We start from the raw sequence: 14,108 nt of genomic DNA on the forward strand, positions 1-14,108 counted from the left end.
TCCCGCCACTGGCGGGATTTTGCCTTTCAGGCCGCTTCGAAGTCAACCAAACCGCCGGCCCGCTCGATAAAGGCGATGATCTGATCGAGACTTTCGTGCCGTAGCAGGTCGGTGAACACATAGGGACGCCCATCGCGCACTTTGATGGTGTCGCTCTCCATAACCGCAAGGCTGGCCCCGACATAGGGCGCCAGATCAGTATGGGTGATGATCAGCAGATCGGAACGGGCGATGGCCGGCCCGCCCTTGCGCGGGATCTTTTCGCCCTGGGCCACCGAGATCACGTAAAGGGTGATGTCGGCCAAGTCGGGCGAGAAGGTCGCCGCCAGATTGTCGCCGCCGCTTTCGATCAGGATGATATCGAGATCGGGGAACTTGCGGTTGAGATCGTCAATGGCCGCCAGGTTGAGCGAGGCGTCCTCGCGGATGGCGGTATGCGGACAGCCGCCGGTCTCGACGCCGACAATGCGGTCTTCGGAAATGGCCTGGGCGCGGGCCAGGATCAGCGCGTCTTCGCGGGTATAGATGTCATTGGTGACCACAGCCATGGAGTAGCGATCCCGCATGGCCTTGAGCAGGTTTTCGCACAATGTGGTCTTGCCCGAGCCGACCGGGCCGCCAATGCCGATGCGAAGGGGACCGTTCGGGCTTCTGGTGACGTTCATAGCAGCCTCAAGATGACGAGTGCGAGGAAGCCTGCGCCGAGCAGCAGGCAGAGTGGCGAATAGACCCGGCGGTCATTGAGCCGGAAATTGGGTTCGGGGGTCTTTTGGGCCCACCACGACGTATAGCCGACAACACCCCGGCCGAGGAACAGCGCGGCGAGGGGGACGCCAAGCAAGGTCAGCGGGGCGCCGCCACTCTCATGGTCAGCCAGAGCCAGCGCGACAATGCCAGCGGTGAGGATGAGGGCTGCGACAGCGAAGGAAGCCAGGCGCGACGGCATGCGCTCGACACCCGGCGTGCCAACCACGGTCTGGGCCAGCAGTTTTTCCTCGCGGATCGGCCAGGTCATGCCAAGCGACCAGAGCAGGTGCGCGGTCGTGATGGCCAGCAGGGGAATGAACATGAACGCAGCAATCAGCATGCTCATGAGCGGAAAATCCTTGTCGTCAGCGTTTCATGGGCCATCTGGGCAATATCAGCGGCATAGGCCACCGCGCCGATATCGTCCAGCGTGGCATGCTGGCACAGATCGGCCATGGCGGCGATGTCGGCTTCCAGAGCCGCCATGATCGCCAGGCCATCGGACTGGCCGATCGGCACCAGGCGGACGGCGACCGAGACCTGGCTGTGCACGGTGGCGGTCAGGTAGCCCAGCAGGGTGGATCGGAGGTCTATGGCGTGGCCCGCGGCAATGGCGCCCACCGCGATGGGATAGGGGCAGGGCTGCGGCAGATGCGCCAGGACCGGGGTGGGCCAGGCCTTGAGGGCCGAGGCGAAGGCGGCACCGGTAATAGTGGTTTCCTCGTGCCGTTCGCGTGCCGGGGTGAGCGCTAGGCAGAGATCGGCGAGTTCCTGCAGCGCGTGCGGATCGAGGCAGGCGCGATGGGCATGGGCGAGCAGGATGGCATCGGTGCGCAGGCTGCCATGGGTGAGCACGCTGCCAACCCATTGGCGGGTCGTGTCACGATCATGCACGGTGCCGCTGAGAATCGCGGATTCCATGCCTGCCGACCAGGCAAAGGCGCCCACCGGAAAAGCCGGGGAGAGCCAGGTCAGCAGTTTCTGCAGGTCGGCAGGCGCGGTCATCGGGCGAGCAAGGCGTGGCCGGTATCGCCGTGGCTGTGATAGGCGCCGTGCTCGGCGAAGAACGGTTCGGTGACGTCGGCTACGTTAGCGCCCAGGCCTTCGAGCATGGTCTTGAGCACATGATCGCGCTTGATCAGGATGCGGCCTTGCTCGAGCTGGGCCGAGGTGTGGCGGTTGCCGATATGCCAGGCGAGGCGAACCAGATGGGCGGTGGAGCTGGCGTGCACGGCGTAGAGCAGTTCGGGCGCCGCAACGATGGCGATGACCTGGCCATTGTCCAGCTCGAGGGCCCCATTGTGATCGAGGGTCACCGTGCTGGGAAAATCCACCATGACTTCGGTGCCGCCGGCGCAGGTCAACAGCTTGCGGCGCAGGCGCCGTTCATCATGGGCCAAAGTGATGGTGTCGAGGGCTGCGCCCCGGCCATGATGGGCGGGCAGGTGCGAGATGGCGCGGAGCATGTGCAGTTCCTTGGGGCGAGCCCGGTGGTCAAAGGCTTCCCAACCTTGGACCTATTCTAGCTGCTCCAGCGCCCGGATTGAAGAGCCCGCATCGCCCTAAATCAGCCCGCCGGCTCAAGGAATGTTGTTGATTTCTGAGCAGGTCAGGACGGGCTCGGCATCCGCGTCAAGGGTTCCGTCGAGCAGGCTCGCCTCAACCCCCTTGGTGGTCCAGATCCATTTGCCGGCGGCGTAGCGCACACCCGAGCCCGAGATGACCGCGGCAAAGACCAGCGGCTGCGCCTCATCGGCGAGCGGCACGATGGCCAGGAAGTTCGGGCCCGCATTGATATAGGTGACCACGACCGGGGTTTCCGTGCCGCAATCGTAGCGCATGACGCGCTGATCGAAATCGCCGGACTGGGTGGTGATGGTCAGCTGCAGCGCGGTTTCGGCGGCTGGCGATGCGCCCGTCAGCGCGAGCGCGGAGAGGACAGTGGCGACAAGCAGTCTGGCTGGCATGGGTGAACTCCGTTGGGCTTGGGGCGATAACAGCACAGGCAGGCGGCGGAATTGCGGAGGGTGGCGCGGGCAGCATCAGCCGCCTGCGCCGGGATGTCAAAGCTGGCTTGGTCCCTTGCCGGATCGGTCAATCGCGGCCGAGAGATCAGACCAGGTAGACGATCAGAAGAGCGCCCAGTACGGCCACTGCATCTTCGAGCAGGGCGGCGGGCAGGTCACGACCAAAGGCCTTGGCCAGGCGGCTGCGCAGCTCGGCGCCGGCCAGGGTGCCGATGACCGCGCCGATGGCACCCAGAATGCCGCCGAAGATCCAGTCCCCCGTGAGCAGGCCACCGGCCACGGCGCCGACAAAGACACGGGCGCCGAACTGCATCGGCACCTTACGACTGGGCGTATTGGGCAATTGGTCGGTAATCAGTTCGCCAATGGCAAGCAAAGTAAGGATAATGGCGGTCACCGAATGGCCGACGAAGGCATAGGGCGTTGCGCTGAAATCGAGCCAGCCGAGATAGGCGGCCCAAGACAGGGCGGCCAAGGGAACCATGGTGCGCAGGCCCGCAACGACGCCGATCAGTAGTGCAAGGACATAAAGCATGATGTTTGCCCCTATAGAGGCGGTCTGGTGACCGCGCGGCAATAGTGGCGCGTCTGGCAGAGGTCGGCAAGACGGATCAATGGCGCGTCAGCAGGTAAAGCGTGCCGGCAATAGGCTGGTCGCGCTCCTGGCGGATGGGGTGGCTCTGCGTGACATCCATGGTGAAGTCGAACTGATCTGCCAGGCGTGCAATATAGGCTGCGGGATGTGCGAAGCGTCCACTGGAGCGCAGGACGGGCTGGTCGCCGGTGGTGGTTTCCACCGAGAAGACGAGCAGGCCCCGCGGCGCCAAAAGGTTGGCGCAGGCGGCAAAGATAGCCTCGAGAGCGCCGAGATAGACAAAGACATCGGCGGCGGTGACCAGATCATAGGGGCCGCGCAAAGCAGGGTCGGTGGCGATGCTGTCGAGCAGGTCGCCGGTGCGCAGGTGTCGATAGAGGCCGCGTTCATGGGCCTTACGGACCATCCTGGGAGCGATGTCGATGCCGTCCATGGCGGCGACCATTTCGCTGAGCGCGAGGCCGACCAGACCGGTGCCACAGCCCAGATCGAGCAGGCTGGCAAAGGGCGCGCGGTCGGTCAGCAGGGCGCGGATGGCCTCGGGGATGCGGTAGTTGAGGGCACCGGTCAGGTGCGCGTCGAAGTCGTCGGCATAGGTATCGAACAGGTCTGCCACGTAGCCGGTGGCTTGCGCGCCGGCTTCTCCCGAGAGGGATGCCAGCATGTGGGCGGCGTAGCGATCATAGGGCACGATGGCGAGGGCCTGGGCAAAGCCGGCTCTCGCCGCAGCCTCATTGCCCAGTTCCAGTTGGGCCTTGCCCAGGCCGCGCCAGGCGGCGCTGTCCCTGGGGCGCAGGGCCAGCGCGGCCGTGAAGGCCGCGACGGCCGCGCCCGGTTGACCGTCGGCCAGCAGGGCTTCGCCGCGCGCCGTCGGGGTTTGACTGGTGGCCGGTGTTGACATGGCAGGTCCTTGCGGCGGCCGGCGATGGAGCGGCCGCCGTGCTCGGCGCCTGACTAGAACAGAAAATAGCGCTGCGCCATGGGCAGTTCGGTGGCGGGTTCGCAGGTGAGCAATTCGCCATTGGCCCGCACTTCGTAGGTCTCGGGATCGACCTCGATTTCGGGGGTTTCGGCATTGTGGACCATGGCGGCCTTGCCGATGCCGCCGCGGGTATTGGTCACCGGCAGCATGTGTTTAGCGACGCCCAGCTTGTCGCGCAGACCATCGTCATAGGCGGCCTGGGAGACAAAGGTGACCGAGGAGGAGGTCAGCAGCTTGCCGAAGCTGGCAAACATGGGCCGGTAATGCATGGGCTGGGGGGTGGGGATCGAGGCGTTTGGATCGCCCATGGGCGCGGCGGCGATGGAGCCGCCGAGCAGGATCATTTCGGGCTTAACGCCGAAGAAGGCCGGGTGCCAGAGCACGAGATCGGCGCGCTTGCCGACGGCGATGGAGCCGATGTGCTGGCTCATGCCATGGGCGATGGCGGGGTTGACGGTATATTTGGCGATGTAGCGCTTGACGCGGAAATTGTCGTTGTCGCCGGTTTCCTGGGCCAGCCGGCCGCGCTGACGCTTCATCTTGTCGGCGGTCTGCCAGGTGCGGATCAGCACTTCGCCGACGCGGCCCATAGCCTGGCTGTCCGAGGAGATGATGGAGAGTGCGCCCATGTCGTGCAGGATGTCTTCGGCGGCGATGGTCTCCTTGCGGATGCGGCTTTCGGCAAAGGCCACGTCCTCGGGGATCGACTGATCGAGGTGGTGGCAGACCATGAGCATGTCGAGATGCTCGGCAATGGTGTTGACCGTATAGGGGCGCGTGGGATTGGTGGAGGAGGGGATGACATTGGGTAGGCTCGCGACCCGCAGGATGTCGGGGGCGTGGCCGCCGCCGGCGCCTTCGGTGTGGAAGGCATGAATTGTGCGGCCCTTGAAGGCGGCGATGGTGTCCTCGACAAAGCCGCTCTCGTTGAGCGTGTCGGTATGGATCATCACCTGAACGTCGTAGTCGTCGGCAACCGACAGGCAGTTGTCGATAGCGGCCGGGGTGGTGCCCCAATCTTCGTGCAGCTTGAGGCACGAGGCGCCGGCCAGCACCATTTCGACCAGCGGCGCGGGCAGGGAGGCATTGCCCTTGCCGGCCAGCGCCAGGTTCATGGGGAAGCCGTCAAAGCTCTCGATCATGCGCTGGATATGCCAGGCGCCGGTGCAGGTGGTAGCCAGCGTGCCATGGGCGGGACCGGAGCCACCGCCCAGCATGGTGGTGACGCCGCTCATCAGGGCTTCTTCGATCTGCTGGGGGGCGATGAAGTGGATATGGGCATCCATGCCGCCGGCGGTAAGAATGCGGCCTTCGCCGGCAATGGCCTCGGTAGAGGGGCCGATGATGATGTTGACGCCCGGCTGGGTGTCGGGATTGCCGGCCTTGCCGATGGCGGCAATCCGGCCGTCCTTGAGGCCCACATCGGCCTTGTAGATGCCGGTGGAGTCAACGATCAGCGCATTGGTGATCACCGTATCGACGGCGCCTTCGGCCCGCGTGCGCTGGCTCTGGCCCATGCCGTCGCGGATCACCTTGCCGCCGCCGAACTTGACCTCCTCGCCATAGGTGGTGAAGTCGTTCTCCACTTCGATGAACAGCTCGGTATCGGCCAGGCGCACCTTGTCGCCGGTGGTCGGGCCATACATGTCGGCATAGGTGGCGCGCGAGATACGAGCAGGCATGGTGTCCTCGTTCGGTTCAGCCGAAGGTTGGCTTGGCGTGGGTGCGGTAGTTCTTGAGCGCCGCCTCGATAACGGCATCGAGCAGGGCGGCGCCGGCCAGGGTAACGTCCTGGCGGGCATTGCTGGCCGCCAGCGACAAAGCGAGGGCCTGCAGGGTATAGGCGGTGCGGCCATTATCAGCCTTGAGCGCGGTATTGCCCTCGGCATCGATCTGGCTGAGCAAGGCGATGGTGTCGGCGTCGGTCAGTGTCGATTTGAAGCCGGCCCAGCTCTGGGAATCGCGTGTGCTGCACAGGCGATCAGCGCTGCCGCCGAGGCTGTACATGGCCTCGCCATCGGCCATGCCGGTTGAATGCAGGTCGGCGACGACGGCGGTCAATTCAGCAAGAAGTCTGGTTTCGGCTTGGGTGTTCATGGTCTCTCCGAGATAAGGTCGCGCGCCCTTTTATGGATAGTTGGGGCACAGGCCCAGCGCTAATCCAGAGCGCCCATGATCTGCTGGCGGAAGCCATAGACGGCCCGGTCGCCGGCAAAGGGGATCAGCCGCACCTCGCGGGCTTGGCCGGGCTCAAAGCGGACGGCTGTGCCCGCCGCGATGTCGAGCCGCATGCCGCGCGCGCGGTCCCGGTCAAAGACCAGGCCGGAATTGGCTTCGAAGAAATGATAGTGCGAGCCGATCTGGATCGGGCGATCGCCAGCATTGGCCACTTCGATGGTGATCTGGGGTGCGCCGACATTGAGTTCGATGTCGCCGGGAAGGGTGATGATTTCGCCTGGGATCATGGTGTGCTCACGCAGCGTTGGCCGGGCCGCAGCCGGCGGGCTTGAAGATGCGAATGGTGGATGGCGGATTATTGGCCAGCTTGCCGGCCGGGCGGATGGGGCGGGGGGCAAAGCCGCCACCGCAATTGGGGCAGATGCCGGCCAGCCGGTGTTCGACGCAATCGGCACAGAAGGTGCATTCAAAGCTGCAGATCATCGCATCGGTTGCGGCCGGCGGCAGATCCTTGTCGCAGCATTCGCAGGAGGGGCGCAGTTCGAGCATGGCGGCCTAGCGGATCGGCTGGTGGACGGTGACGAGCTTGGTGCCGTCGGGGAAGGTGGCCTCGACCTGCACGTCGTGGATCATCTCGGCGATGCCGTCCATGACCTGAGCGCGGGTGATGACATGGGCGCCCGCTTCCATCAGTTCGGCGACCGGGCGGCCGTCGCGGGCACCTTCGACGACGAAATCGCTGATCAGGGCGATGGCTTCTGGATGGTTGAGCTTGACGCCGCGCTCCAGGCGCTTGCGGGCCACGATAGCGGCCATGGCAATCAGGAGTTTGTCTTTTTCACGCGGGGTCAGGTTCATCGTGGGTCCTATAGATGCCAGAGGCGCGGTAGCGCGCCGGCGCCGGAAAGCTCAGCCAGAATTGGAACGATCAGGCGGCGCATTGCAAGGCCTGTTTGCGCCAGGACGCGGACAGTGAGGCGGTCGCCATTGGCGCTGGCGGCAATCCGGCCGTCTTCGGGCAGCATGGCGCGCAGGCGAACAAGGCGGGCGGCGCAGGCATCGGCGCTGGGCGCAATATGCAGCACCGTGGCGAAGGCCCGTCTGCCGGCCAGCAGCGACAGGCCGTTGCGTTCGGCTTCGGTGCCGTCGAGACGGGTCGCCTCGGCATGGATCAGGCGTCCGTTGCGGCGCACCCGCCAGCTGTCGCGCAGCCGGGCGTCCAGCGCGACTTCGCCCATGGCGTCGCGGCCGAGCAGGATAGCCTCTATCGCGGTCAGGCTGGCGCCCTCGGCCAGGTCGATGTCGATGCGGCGATCAAGCTGGCTGGCGGCAAACAGGATGGTTTCCTGCGGCAGCCAGTCGAGATGGGCGTTGGCGCCGACCTCGAGACGGGTATTGACCGTGGCCGGTCCGCCCAGCGAGCGATAGACGCGTTCGCAGGCCTGCGTCGTCAGCACGGCCCTGCCGTCGGCGGCAATGTGCGCCGCCCAGTCCATGCGATCGCCACCGGTGAGCCCGCCGGCGGTGTTGATCAGGACTGCCTCAAGGGCGCTGGAATGGGTGTGCGGAAGGCGAATCTTTGCACAGCCATCCTGGTAAAGGCGATCCAGGCGGGTAATGCCGTCGCCCTGCTTGGTGCGGATCCGGCCAGCGCCTCGGGCCCTTTGCAGTGCCGGCGCAAAAACGTGATCGGTCTGATCTAGTGCATCGGCAACTTTATTCACCGTCAAGCATTTCCACTGTGAGCAAACGCTCTATGACCACAAAAAAACAAAGGCTTAGAAAAATGCGTTTCACTAATATTGTATCCGCCGCCGCTCTTGCTGTCGCTCTTGGTTTTTCCGGCGCCGCCTATGCCCAGACTGTTGTCGGCGGTGTGAGCGTTACTGATATTGATCTTCCTCGTGTCCAGGCCATGTGTGACCAGATGGTTGGCGAGACGACGACCGCCGGCGAAGAGACAGACTCCACGATGACGCCTGCTGCACCAGCGGCCGACGCGACCGATTCGGACTCCAAGGTTATCGATGACATCACCCTGCGCGATTGCGTCGAAGCCGGCCTGCTGCCTGCCGACACCGTGATCCCAGCGGAAGAAGCTGCCACTACCAAGTAGTATCGATACCCTCGGGTATTGTGCGCCCGGCCTCGGCCGGGCGTTTCCTGTTACTAGACCATCAAGTGTCGGCGTACATCGGGGCGATCCAGATCGCTGGCGGGGCCGGCATGCTGGATTTCACCGCGGTCCATAACGTAGATATCGTCCGCGATTTCCCGGCAGAAGTCGAGGAATTGCTCGACCAGCAAAATCGTCATTCCCTTCTCGTCGCGCAGGAATTGCAGCGCGCGGCCAATATCCTTGATGATCGAGGGCTGAATGCCTTCCGTCGGCTCGTCGAGCACGAGTACCTTGGGCCGTGTCACCAGTGCTCTGCCGATGGCCAATTGCTGCTGCTGTCCGCCCGACAGATCGCCGCCGCGCCGCCCCAGCATGGATTTCAGCACCGGGAAGAGCTCGAAAATATAGGGCGGAATCGACCGATCGGCGCGCTTGAGGCCGGCATAGCCCGTCTCGAGGTTTTCCTTGACCGTGAGCAAAGGGAATATCTCCCGGCCCTGCGGCACATAGCCGATACCCATGCGGGCGCGCTTGTAAGGCGGCGCCTTGCGCAGTGCGGTGTCACCGAAACGAATGTCTCCCGCCGAGATGTTGTGCACACCGGTGATCGCGCGCAATGTCGATGACTTGCCGACGCCATTGCGCCCGAGCACGGCGGTGATGCGTCCTGGCCGGCATTCGAGCGACACCGACTTGAGCGCCTGGGCAGCACCATAGTGCAGATCGATGGCATTGATGGACAGGGCGGTCATGGGGATCCGATCTGCTGGAGGAAGGTATCCATCTGGCTGGTCAGGTCGTCGTCATGACCCAGCCAGATATGGCCACCCGAGGGGAAGAGGACGAGCCTGGCGTCTTTGACCGTCGCGGCGATGTAGCGTGCAGCCAGGGCGGTGCCGAAGCGATCGTCCTCGACTGAAATGGCGAGTACCGGGGCGGTGATGCGCTCCAGAGCGGAAGGTGCTGGATGTCCGGCCAGGCGGGCATCGTTGGCCATGCCATCGACGCGGCGGCTGACCGGCAGCAGTGACCACAGGATGGCTTTGGCGCGCGCGGCCTCTGCGGGGGAAGCCGTCTGCAGCAGGGCCGGATCGGTGGCGAGCAGGGTGCCGGTCAGCAGGTCGGGGACGGTGCGGATGGCCGCCCAGAACAGGAAGTCCGAGCGGAACAGTTGCATGGCTGCCTCCACCCCCGCCGGCGCATTGTCGGCGGTGACCGCATCCCGGCTGGGCACATAGGTGGCCGGCACGATGGGCAAAAGCGCGGCGCAGCGGTCAGGGTGGCGGATGGCGAATTCGATCGCCGACAGCGCCCCGGCGGAGCCGCCGGCAATGGCAACCCTGTCGATACGCAGATGATCGAGCAGGTCGACGAAGGCGTCTGCCTGATTGGCGCTGGAGGGGTCGGCAGGAAGATCGGAGCGGAGATGGCCGAAGCGCGACGGGGCAATGACGCGATAGCCCCGCTCCACCAAGCCGTGGGCGAACATCAGGCCCTGGTCAAAGCCGCCGCCGGTGCCATGCACCATGAGGACGGGAGCGCCCACGCCGCGCTCGGCATATTCCAGCGCCCCGAAGCGGCTTTGGATAAGACTGGAAAGGTTGGGGTCGATAGCGGCATTGGCCGTTTGCATGGAATGGGCAAAGCTGGTTGCCGCCATGGTGCCGCCAATAGCGGCGCCGCCTGCCACCACGCCCATTGCCAGAAGTGTCCGCCGTGTCACCATCTGCCATTCCTCCCGGGCGAGGCCGGCGGACGAAAACTGCGCCCCCGATCGAGGAGAATGGTAGTCGTTGACCTGGCGCTGGGCGTTGATTTCCATCAATTCAGCGCCCCAGATAGCGTTCGATGACAACGGGGTTGGCGCTGACCTGATCGAGTGTTCCTTCCGCCAGGACCGAGCCTTCGGCAAGGCAGGTGACGCGAGAGCCCAGTTCGCGGACGAAGCTCATGTCGTGCTCGACCACCACGACCGAACGGGTCCTGGCGATGTCGCGCAGCAGCTTGGCGGTCTCGACGGTTTCGGCGTCGGTCATGCCGGCAACCGGTTCGTCAACCAGCAGCAGTTTGGGGTCCTGGGCGAGCAGCATGCCGATTTCCAGCCACTGCTTCTGGCCGTGGCTGAGGTCGGCCGCCAGTTCGTCCTTGCGGGCGAGCAGGCGTACCGTTTCAAGGATTTCGGTGATGCGGGAGATATCGGGGCCGTCGGCAACGTAGAACAGGGCCGAGAAGACGCCGCGCGGCTTTTTCAGGGCCAGTTCGATATTGTCCCAGACGGTCTGGCTTTCAAACACGGTCGGCTTCTGGAATTTGCGGCCAATGCCCAGATTGGCGATGGCCGCCTCGTCCAACCTGGTCAGGTCGGTGCGGCCGTCAAACAGCACCTGGCCGTCATCGGGCCGCGTCTTGCCGGTGATGATATCCATCATGGTGGTCTTGCCCGCGCCATTGGGGCCGATGATGGCCAGCATTTCAGCGGGGTGGACGATGATGGAGAGGTTGTTGATGGCCTTGAAGCCATCAAAGGCCACCGAGACGCCATCCAGGTAGAGCATGGTGCCAAGCTTGTTGGAGTCGGTCATGGCTTATTCCGCCGGCTTGGGTTGGGGATCGGTGCCGGCTTCCACCTGGGCGGGTGTGGCGGCACTGCGGTCGTGCTGCTCGCGCCTGGTGGTGGCGGCACGGTACTGGCCGATGAGGCCGACAATGCCCTTGGGCAGGAAGAGCGTGGTGACGACGAAGAGCGCGCCCAGGGCAAAGAGCCAGTATTCCGGGAAGGCGCCGGTGAAATAGGACTTGCCGACATTGACCAGGATGCCGCCGATGATGGGGCCGATAATGGTGCCGCGGCCACCCACGGCGGTCCAGATCACCACCTCGATGGAATTGGCGGGCTCGAATTCGGACGGGTTGATGATGCCGACCTGCGGCACATAAAGCGCGCCGGCGATGCCGGCGATGATGGCCGAGACGACGAAGGCAAAGAGCTTCACATATTCGACGCGGTAACCGAGAAAGCGGGTGCGGCTTTCGGCATCGCGCACGGCCACCATGACCTTGCCGAGCTTGGAATTGACGATCATCGAACAGACGAGGACTGCCAGGGCCAGAGCGATGGCCGAGGCAGCGAACAGGGCGGCGCGGGTGGTGCCGGCCTGCACCGGCTGGCCCAGAATGTCCTTGAAATCGGTCAGGCCGTTATTGCCGCCAAAGCCCATATCATTGCGGAAGAAGGCCAGCAGCAGGGCATAGGTCATGGCCTGGGTGATGATGGAGAGATAGACGCCGGTGACGCGGCTGCGAAAGGCCAGGAAGCCGAAGACGAAGGCCAGCAGGCCCGGTACGACCACGACCATCAGCATGGCGAACCAGAAATTGTCCATGCCCATCCAGTACCAGGGCAGTTCCTTCCAGTTCAGGAACACCATGAAATCGGGCAGGATAGGATTGGCATAGACGCCGCGGGTGCCGATCTGGCGCATCAGATACATGCCCATGGCATAGCCGCCGATGGCAAAGAAGGCGCCGTGGCCGAGCGAAAGAATGCCGCAATAGCCCCAGACCAGGTCGAGCGCGAGCGCCAGCATGGCGAAGGTGAGATATTTGCCGAACAGGAGCACGGCGTAGTTGGGCAGGCGCAAAGGATGGCCATCGGGCAGCAGTAGGTTGGACATCGGCACGAGAATGGCAACGAGCAGCAGGATGGTGACGATCCAGATGGCCTTGCGATCTAGGGCGCGGAAGAGAGCCTGGGTAATCATGCTTCGATCGAGCGTCCCTTGAGCGCGAAGAGGCCGCGGGGACGGCGCTGGATGAACAGGATGATGAGGACAAGGATGATGATCTTGCCCAGTACCGCGCCGGCATAGGGCTCGATGAACTTGTTGGCGATGCCCAGGGTGAGGGCGCCGACCAGCGTGCCCCAGAGGTTACCCACGCCGCCGAAGACGACGACCATGAAGCTGTCGATGATGTAGCCCTGGCCCAGATTGGGCGAGACGTTGCCGATCTGGCTGAGGGCCACACCGGCCAGGCCGGCAATGCCGGAGCCGAGGCCGAAGGTCATGGCGTCGACCAGCGGGGTGCGGATGCCCATGGCCGAGGCCATGCGGCGGTTCTGCGTGACGGCGCGCATATGCAGGCCAATGGCGGTATATTTGAGCACCAGCAGCAAGGCGACGAAGACCATCATGGCGAAGATGACGATGTAGAAGCGGTTCCAGGTGATGGCGAGGCCGCCGAGCTCGAACGAGCCCGACATCCAGGTCGGGTTGCCGACCTCACGGATATTGGCGCTGAAGATGCGCTGCACGGCCTGCTGGATGATCAGCGAGATGCCCCAGGTGGCCAGCAGCGTCTCGAGCGGCCGGCCATAGAGAAAGCGGATAATGCCGCGTTCGATGGCGATGCCGATCAGGCCGGTCACCAGGAAGGCCAAGGGCAGAGCAATGGCGAGCGACCAGTCGAACAGGCCCGGAAAGTTCTGGCGGATGATCTCCTGCACCACGAAGGTGGTGTAGGCGCCCAGCATGACCATTTCGCCATGGGCCATGTTGATGACGCCCATGACGCCGAAGGTGATGGCAAGGCCAATGGCGGCGAGCAGCAGGACCGAGCCGAGCGAGATGCCGAACCAGACGTTCTGCGCGACATCCCAGACGGCGCGGTCGCGGGCGAGGCCGTCAATGGCGGTTTGGATCAGCGGCCTGACCGTTTCAGGCGCGGTATTGAGGGCGGTGGTCAGCGTATTGAGCGCGTCGCGGCCGCCAATGGCCTGCACCACGGGAATGGCGGCCTGCCAGTCCTCGATGGCGGCGTCGGGCGTCTTGAGAATGATGGCCGCACGGGCCTGCTGCATGACGCGCTGGATATTGGCATCGGTTTCGGCGGCGATGGCGCTGTCGAGCAGCTCGAGCTGGGCCGGATCGGCGTCGCGCAGGATGGACTGGGCGGCGAAGAGACGCGTTCCGGGATCCTCGCTCAGCAGCGTCATCTGGCCGATGGCAGTACGCAGCACGCGGCGCAGGCCGTTATTGACCTTGACCTTGTCGAGGCCGTCTTCTGTCAGGCTTGGCAGTTCTGCCCCGGTCACGGGATCTGAGATCGTCCCCTTGCCACCCGAAGCAGCGGTAAAGACCACCTTGCCACTGGCCTCATCGACGTAGAGTTCGCCTTCGAGCAGGATTTCGAGCACGGGCACGACGCGGGGATCGCCGGTGGCGGCGAGCACGCCGATGGCAGCTTCACGGTCCTTGAAATTGCCGGGGGCCAAGGCGTCGACCAGGGGGCTCAGTTCAGCGTCGGCGATCTGGCCCTGAGCCTGGGCTTGAGCGGCAAAGCCGAGCGTGAGGGCAAGGAGGAGCGCGATGGTCCGGAGCAGGGTGATTGCGTTCATCATTGGCCTCATGCGTCTGTCAGTGGAAGACGAGGGCGGCGGAAGCCGTCCTCGTCGGTGGTTGC

19 protein-coding genes are annotated in these 14,108 nt (G+C 64.4%); 1 reads left to right on the forward strand and 18 read right to left on the reverse strand.

Annotation, left to right across the window (positions count from 1 at the left end):
- Positions 1-26 precede the first annotated feature (26 nt).
- The 13 genes from ureG to AC4NN3_RS07885 all read right to left on the reverse strand — a co-directional run bounded on the left by ureG (position 27) and on the right by AC4NN3_RS07885 (position 8,253).
- A complete protein-coding gene (ureG, locus tag AC4NN3_RS07825; RefSeq protein ID WP_491926542.1) occupies positions 27-665 on the reverse strand; it encodes an urease accessory protein UreG in 639 nt (212 codons plus the stop codon).
- Positions 662-1,093 (reverse strand): DUF3995 domain-containing protein, encoded by a 432-nt coding sequence (locus AC4NN3_RS07830; protein ID WP_491926543.1) that lies wholly within the window; start codon positions 1,091-1,093, stop codon positions 662-664. Before AC4NN3_RS07830 ends, ureG begins: the two co-directional genes overlap by 4 nt.
- On the reverse strand, positions 1,090-1,752 hold the full coding sequence (locus AC4NN3_RS07835) for an urease accessory protein UreF (RefSeq protein WP_491926544.1): 663 nt from the start codon (positions 1,750-1,752) through the stop codon (positions 1,090-1,092). Before AC4NN3_RS07835 ends, AC4NN3_RS07830 begins: the two co-directional genes overlap by 4 nt.
- The gene (locus tag AC4NN3_RS07840; protein WP_491926545.1) at positions 1,749-2,213 is read right to left on the reverse strand and encodes an urease accessory protein UreE; all 465 of its coding nucleotides are present in this window, start codon (positions 2,211-2,213) and stop codon (positions 1,749-1,751) included. The genes AC4NN3_RS07835 and AC4NN3_RS07840 overlap by 4 nt, the downstream gene beginning before the upstream one ends.
- 114 nt (positions 2,214-2,327) lie before the next feature.
- Entirely contained in the window at positions 2,328-2,714 is a 387-nt protein-coding gene (locus tag AC4NN3_RS07845) for an MliC family protein (protein ID WP_491926546.1), read from the reverse strand.
- A gap of 145 nt (positions 2,715-2,859) precedes the next feature.
- On the reverse strand, positions 2,860-3,309 hold the full coding sequence (locus AC4NN3_RS07850) for a DUF4126 family protein (RefSeq protein ID WP_491926547.1): 450 nt from the start codon (positions 3,307-3,309) through the stop codon (positions 2,860-2,862).
- Positions 3,310-3,385: 76 nt separating this feature from the next.
- The gene (locus tag AC4NN3_RS07855) at positions 3,386-4,270 is read right to left on the reverse strand and encodes a class I SAM-dependent DNA methyltransferase (RefSeq protein WP_491926548.1); all 885 of its coding nucleotides are present in this window, start codon (positions 4,268-4,270) and stop codon (positions 3,386-3,388) included.
- A 53-nt stretch (positions 4,271-4,323) separates the two neighbouring features.
- The gene (gene ureC, locus AC4NN3_RS07860; protein ID WP_491926549.1) at positions 4,324-6,033 is read right to left on the reverse strand and encodes an urease subunit alpha; all 1,710 of its coding nucleotides are present in this window, start codon (positions 6,031-6,033) and stop codon (positions 4,324-4,326) included.
- A gap of 16 nt (positions 6,034-6,049) precedes the next feature.
- Positions 6,050-6,448 carry a hypothetical protein gene (locus AC4NN3_RS07865; protein WP_491926550.1) on the reverse strand — a complete coding sequence of 133 codons (399 nt, stop codon included), beginning with the start codon at positions 6,446-6,448 and terminating at the stop codon, positions 6,050-6,052.
- A 59-nt stretch (positions 6,449-6,507) separates the two neighbouring features.
- Positions 6,508-6,816 (reverse strand): urease subunit beta, encoded by a 309-nt coding sequence (locus AC4NN3_RS07870; RefSeq protein ID WP_491926551.1) that lies wholly within the window; start codon positions 6,814-6,816, stop codon positions 6,508-6,510.
- Between the two features lie 7 nt (positions 6,817-6,823).
- Positions 6,824-7,078, reverse strand: a complete 255-nt coding sequence (locus tag AC4NN3_RS07875) for a DUF1272 domain-containing protein (protein ID WP_491926552.1) — start codon at positions 7,076-7,078, stop codon at positions 6,824-6,826.
- A 6-nt stretch (positions 7,079-7,084) separates the two neighbouring features.
- Positions 7,085-7,387 carry an urease subunit gamma gene (locus AC4NN3_RS07880; RefSeq protein WP_491926553.1) on the reverse strand — a complete coding sequence of 101 codons (303 nt, stop codon included), beginning with the start codon at positions 7,385-7,387 and terminating at the stop codon, positions 7,085-7,087.
- Positions 7,388-7,395: 8 nt separating this feature from the next.
- Positions 7,396-8,253: an urease accessory protein UreD gene (locus AC4NN3_RS07885; protein WP_491926554.1), complete on the reverse strand. Its 858-nt coding sequence runs from the start codon at positions 8,251-8,253 to the stop codon at positions 7,396-7,398.
- 32 nt (positions 8,254-8,285) lie between these two features.
- Between AC4NN3_RS07885 and AC4NN3_RS07890 the strand changes: the two genes are divergently transcribed.
- On the forward strand, positions 8,286-8,645 hold the full coding sequence (locus AC4NN3_RS07890) for a hypothetical protein (RefSeq protein ID WP_491926555.1): 360 nt from the start codon (positions 8,286-8,288) through the stop codon (positions 8,643-8,645).
- 53 nt (positions 8,646-8,698) lie between these two features.
- Here the strand turns inward: AC4NN3_RS07890 and urtE are convergent, their stop codons facing one another.
- From urtE to urtB, 5 genes are read right to left on the reverse strand one after another with little or no spacing between them, the layout of a single operon-like run.
- Complete coding sequence (urtE, locus tag AC4NN3_RS07895; RefSeq protein ID WP_491926556.1) at positions 8,699-9,400, reverse strand: urea ABC transporter ATP-binding subunit UrtE; 702 nt, start codon at positions 9,398-9,400, stop codon at positions 8,699-8,701.
- On the reverse strand, positions 9,397-10,470 hold the full coding sequence (locus AC4NN3_RS07900) for an alpha/beta fold hydrolase (RefSeq protein ID WP_491926557.1): 1,074 nt from the start codon (positions 10,468-10,470) through the stop codon (positions 9,397-9,399). The genes urtE and AC4NN3_RS07900 overlap by 4 nt, the downstream gene beginning before the upstream one ends.
- Before the next feature lie 4 nt (positions 10,471-10,474).
- Complete coding sequence (urtD, locus tag AC4NN3_RS07905; RefSeq protein ID WP_491926558.1) at positions 10,475-11,230, reverse strand: urea ABC transporter ATP-binding protein UrtD; 756 nt, start codon at positions 11,228-11,230, stop codon at positions 10,475-10,477.
- A 3-nt stretch (positions 11,231-11,233) separates the two neighbouring features.
- Positions 11,234-12,409, reverse strand: coding sequence for an urea ABC transporter permease subunit UrtC (urtC, locus tag AC4NN3_RS07910; protein WP_491926559.1), 1,176 nt, complete (start codon positions 12,407-12,409; stop codon positions 11,234-11,236).
- Positions 12,406-14,046: an urea ABC transporter permease subunit UrtB gene (gene urtB / locus AC4NN3_RS07915; protein ID WP_491926560.1), complete on the reverse strand. Its 1,641-nt coding sequence runs from the start codon at positions 14,044-14,046 to the stop codon at positions 12,406-12,408. Before urtB ends, urtC begins: the two co-directional genes overlap by 4 nt.
- Between the last annotated feature and the right edge of the window lie 62 nt (positions 14,047-14,108).

Source organism: Devosia sp. MDV22-iso42, from assembly GCF_058629155.1.

What these genes read in the sequence shown, in the direction of transcription:
- AC4NN3_RS07855 (WP_491926548.1), bottom strand. Translation starts at nt 4,270, where the DNA reads ATGTCAACACCGGCCACCAGTCAAACCCCGACGGCGCGCGGCGAAGCC.
- urtD (WP_491926558.1), bottom strand. Translation starts at nt 11,230, where the DNA reads ATGACCGACTCCAACAAGCTTGGCACCATGCTCTACCTGGATGGCGTC.
- AC4NN3_RS07835 (WP_491926544.1), bottom strand. Translation starts at nt 1,752, where the DNA reads ATGACCGCGCCTGCCGACCTGCAGAAACTGCTGACCTGGCTCTCCCCG.
- AC4NN3_RS07880 (WP_491926553.1), bottom strand. Translation starts at nt 7,387, where the DNA reads ATGAACCTGACCCCGCGTGAAAAAGACAAACTCCTGATTGCCATGGCC.
- urtB (WP_491926560.1), bottom strand. Translation starts at nt 14,046, where the DNA reads ATGATGAACGCAATCACCCTGCTCCGGACCATCGCGCTCCTCCTTGCC.
- ureC (WP_491926549.1), bottom strand. Translation starts at nt 6,033, where the DNA reads ATGCCTGCTCGTATCTCGCGCGCCACCTATGCCGACATGTATGGCCCG.
- AC4NN3_RS07890 (WP_491926555.1), top strand. Translation starts at nt 8,286, where the DNA reads ATGACCACAAAAAAACAAAGGCTTAGAAAAATGCGTTTCACTAATATT.
- AC4NN3_RS07850 (WP_491926547.1), bottom strand. Translation starts at nt 3,309, where the DNA reads ATGCTTTATGTCCTTGCACTACTGATCGGCGTCGTTGCGGGCCTGCGC.
- AC4NN3_RS07840 (WP_491926545.1), bottom strand. Translation starts at nt 2,213, where the DNA reads ATGCTCCGCGCCATCTCGCACCTGCCCGCCCATCATGGCCGGGGCGCA.
- ureG (WP_491926542.1), bottom strand. Translation starts at nt 665, where the DNA reads ATGAACGTCACCAGAAGCCCGAACGGTCCCCTTCGCATCGGCATTGGC.
- urtE (WP_491926556.1), bottom strand. Translation starts at nt 9,400, where the DNA reads ATGACCGCCCTGTCCATCAATGCCATCGATCTGCACTATGGTGCTGCC.
- AC4NN3_RS07870 (WP_491926551.1), bottom strand. Translation starts at nt 6,816, where the DNA reads ATGATCCCAGGCGAAATCATCACCCTTCCCGGCGACATCGAACTCAAT.
- urtC (WP_491926559.1), bottom strand. Translation starts at nt 12,409, where the DNA reads ATGATTACCCAGGCTCTCTTCCGCGCCCTAGATCGCAAGGCCATCTGG.
- AC4NN3_RS07900 (WP_491926557.1), bottom strand. Translation starts at nt 10,470, where the DNA reads ATGGAAATCAACGCCCAGCGCCAGGTCAACGACTACCATTCTCCTCGA.
- AC4NN3_RS07875 (WP_491926552.1), bottom strand. Translation starts at nt 7,078, where the DNA reads ATGCTCGAACTGCGCCCCTCCTGCGAATGCTGCGACAAGGATCTGCCG.
- AC4NN3_RS07845 (WP_491926546.1), bottom strand. Translation starts at nt 2,714, where the DNA reads ATGCCAGCCAGACTGCTTGTCGCCACTGTCCTCTCCGCGCTCGCGCTG.
- AC4NN3_RS07865 (WP_491926550.1), bottom strand. Translation starts at nt 6,448, where the DNA reads ATGAACACCCAAGCCGAAACCAGACTTCTTGCTGAATTGACCGCCGTC.
- AC4NN3_RS07830 (WP_491926543.1), bottom strand. Translation starts at nt 1,093, where the DNA reads ATGAGCATGCTGATTGCTGCGTTCATGTTCATTCCCCTGCTGGCCATC.